This window comes from Mesorhizobium sp. M7A.F.Ca.AU.002.02.1.1 (genome assembly GCF_003998535.1).
GTDB classification, from domain to species: Bacteria; Pseudomonadota; Alphaproteobacteria; order Rhizobiales; family Rhizobiaceae; genus Mesorhizobium; species Mesorhizobium ciceri.
Genome location: NZ_RZPB01000674.1, coordinates 1 through 3307, shown reverse-complemented (window position 1 = coordinate 3307; position 3307 = coordinate 1). Strand labels below are relative to the sequence as shown.

The 3307-nt window shown below is 62.3% G+C and carries 2 protein-coding genes; both read right to left on the bottom strand.

The genetic code is table 11. The annotated features are described in order from the left end of the window. Window positions 1–1138 (bottom strand): YcbK family protein (locus tag EN879_RS29185; protein WP_127274419.1); only part of this gene is annotated, 1138 nt, incomplete at its 3' end. Between the two features lie 215 nt (window positions 1139–1353). Next, entirely contained in the window at window positions 1354–3189 is a 1836-nt protein-coding gene (gene phaC / locus EN879_RS29180; RefSeq protein WP_063167870.1) for a class I poly(R)-hydroxyalkanoic acid synthase, read from the bottom strand. Window positions 3190–3307 lie beyond the last annotated feature (118 nt).

The following is a 3307-nucleotide window of genomic DNA, read 5'->3' as shown; positions in this document are numbered from 1 at the left end:
GCATGCTTCTGATGTAGCTCGCCAGTTCCCATTTCGAAACGCCGGGAACCTGGATGTCGGCGGCGGCGCAATACATGTGCAGCGAATTCTTGGCGCCGTTGGCGCGCCGGTTGCGGGCCGGGTCGCGATAGCCTGACGTCACCGTCATCTTGCGGCCGTAGTGGCCTTCGATCGTCTTCAGCACGCGCACCAGCGACGGCTTCAGGCAGGCCACATCGACGCTTTCGTTCTGCTTGAGCAGCCCGTTGGGCGCCAGCCGGGCCATGCCGGCGGCGGACGCAACCTGATAGGAGCCGCCCACTGGCCCCTCATCCTCGTTGAGGTCGACGTCGCTTTCGTCATCGAGGCCCGACTTGCGCTTGATCTCGAACAGGGCCGTCTGGCGCACGCCGGGCAGGGCATCGCTGCCGGTGATGTGACCGCTATCGCCACCGAGCGAAGCCAGTTGTACCGGCTTGGCCGTGGAATCGGCCGAGGCAAGCGTGATGATCGGTTTTGCCGCTGCTGGCGTCGCTTTTGCCTGCGCCGGGGGCTGCTCGCCCGTCCGGGCGTTGCTGATGAGGGGGGCTGGTGTCGCCGAGGCTGGCGTTGCGCCAAACATCGAGGCGAGGAAGCCTTTCTTCTTTGGTGCTTCGGCCTGCGGCATCTCGCCAGCCGTCACATAGACCGGGTTGTTCATGGCCGGAGCGGCAGCGGGCTTCGGCGCCGCCACGTCGCCGTCGGCCGCGGCAATCTGCTGGGCTACCGCATCGGTCTGCTGCGCGGTCTGTGCCTGCTGCGTCAGCGACTGCGGCGTGTTTCCAACGATGGTTTCGGCGCCCGCCGGCATGGTCAGCGGAAAGGCAGCTCCCGGTTTGGACACAGGCACATAGGCGACCTTTTCAGGCAGCGCCGTGTCGCTTGCCGTCATCACGGTCGTCTGCTCCGTCGTGACATCAGACGAATCGGAGGCGGCGATCGCCTTGCCGCTGGAGGCCGCGTTTACGTCCGATGCGGTGGCATTGTAGCCGGGCATTCCGACCGACATTGCCGGGTCGCCAGCCGAAGTGCAGGAGGCCAGAAGCAAGGAGCAGAGCGCTGCCACAATGGCGCGGCGTTCTCCCTTTGCGAGGCTCCATCCTGCTGATTTCAAAGTCAAATTCCCCCTCGATGTCCGGTCGGCATATCTTGGCGCGGCATGCATGCGTCGCTGCCAAGGTGACCTTTGTCTCCGATCCGGAAACGAGACCTGTGTCAAATCCGCAAGCCTGGAAGTATTTTTGCAGTGATTGCCGAATTACGGCCGCTTGATGGTTGACGACACCATTTCGCCCGCTTTTGGCGGCCCGTCAACTCACCACACATTACAGTCCGTTACACACGGACCTTCACATAGGTGCCCGGAGCATCACCCAAAGTTTTCATATGCTTGCCCGGTTTGCGGGCAGGCACGCGGGTGTTGTCCTTGGCCTCTATCCAGCCTTGCCAGTGCGGCCACCAGGATCCTGGATGGTCGGTGGCATTGGCTATCCACTGGCTGAAGTCGCCCGTCGGCGTAGCCCCGGTCCAATACTGGTATTTGTTGGATGCCGGCGGATTGACGACACCGGCGATATGGCCCGACCCCGCCATCACATACTCGACCGTGCCGCCGAAATATTTCGAGCCGAGGAACACCGAAAGCGCCGGCGCGATGTGATCTTCCTTGGAGGCGAGGTTGTAGACCGGGATGGTGATGTCGCCGAGCGAGACCGTGCGGCCCGCCAGTTCCATCGTGCCTTGCGAAAGGTTGTTCTCGAGATAGCAGTTGCGCAGGTAGAAAGAGTGGTTGGCTGCGGCCATGCGGGTGGAATCGGCATTCCAGTAGAGCAGGTCGAAGGGCAGGGGATCCTTGCCGCGCATGTAGTTGTTGACGACATAGGGCCAGATCAGGTCGCCTGAGCGCAGCATGTTGAAGGCGGTCGCCATCTTGGTGCCGTCGAGATAACCCTTTTCGCTCATCGACTTTTCCACTGCCGCGACCTGTTCTTCGTCGACGAACACCTTCAGGTCGCCGGCATAGGTGAAGTCGACCTGCGTGGTGAAGAAGGTCGCCGACTTGATGCGGTCGTCGCCCTCTTGCGCCATCAGCGCCAGTGCCGCCGCCAGGAGCGTGCCGCCGACGCAATAGCCGATCGCGTTGACGTCGCGTTCGCCGGTGGCCTTCTCGACCGTGTCGAGGCCGTATTGCAGACCCTCGCGGATATAGGCTTCCCAGCTCTTGGTGCCGTGGCGCTCGTCCGGATTGACCCAGGAGATGACGAACACGGTGTGGCCCTGTTCAACCGCCCAGCGAATGAAGGATTTCTGCGGGTTCAGATCGAGGATGTAGAATTTATTGATCCATGGCGGGCAGATCAGCAGGGGCCGCTTGAGCACCGTCTCGGTCGCCGGTTCGTACTGGATGATTTCGGCGACGTCGCTGCGGCCGACCACCTTGCCGGGAGTGGTGGCGATGTTCCTGCCGATCTCGAAGGGCGAGTAGTCGGCCTGCCGCAGCTTCAGGTCGCCCTTGCCGGCGGCGATGTCCTCGGCCAGCATCTTCATGCCGCGCACCAGGTTTTCGCCGTTCGAGGCGACGGTTTCGCGGAACAGTTCCGGATTGGTCAGGATGAAATTCGACGGCGAGATGGCGTTGGACACCTGCTTGACGTAAAAGCCGGCCTTGTGGCGGGTGTGCTCGTCAAGACCTTCGGCGTGCTCGACCAGATCGGCCGCCCAGCGCGAGGTGACGAGATAGGCCTGCTTGAGGAAATCGAAGAAGGCGTTGCGGCCCCATTCCGGGTCGAGGAAGCGCTTGTCGCCGCGCTCCGGCTTGACCGCGTCTTCGGTGTCTTGCGCGGCGTTGCTGGTGCGCTGAATGGCGTTGGCCCAGACCGTCATATAGCCGGAGAACAGCCGCGTCTGCGCTTCCAGCGCGCGCTGCGGATCGGCAAGCCAGTATTCGCTGAGCTTGGAAAAGGTCTTCACCATATCGACGACGGGCTCGGCCACATGGTCGCGCACGTCGCCTTTTTCACGCGGCTCGGCCCAGGCGGAAGCGGCCTTGCCGGCCTGCTCGATCATGCGCGCCATGTTCAGGGCGAAGCGTTCCGGGTCCTTCACCAGATATTGCTCGACGGTCGAAGGCTGGTCATCTTCCGCTTTGCCCGAATCGGGTGTTTTGGACATGGTTGGCGGGGTTCCTCCCGAGGCCTTTTCTTGACATATTAACATGGGACATCCGACCGGGCCAATCTCGCTCTACCTCGGCTGCCAAGGAAACAATATGACGATTAATATTGGCGAG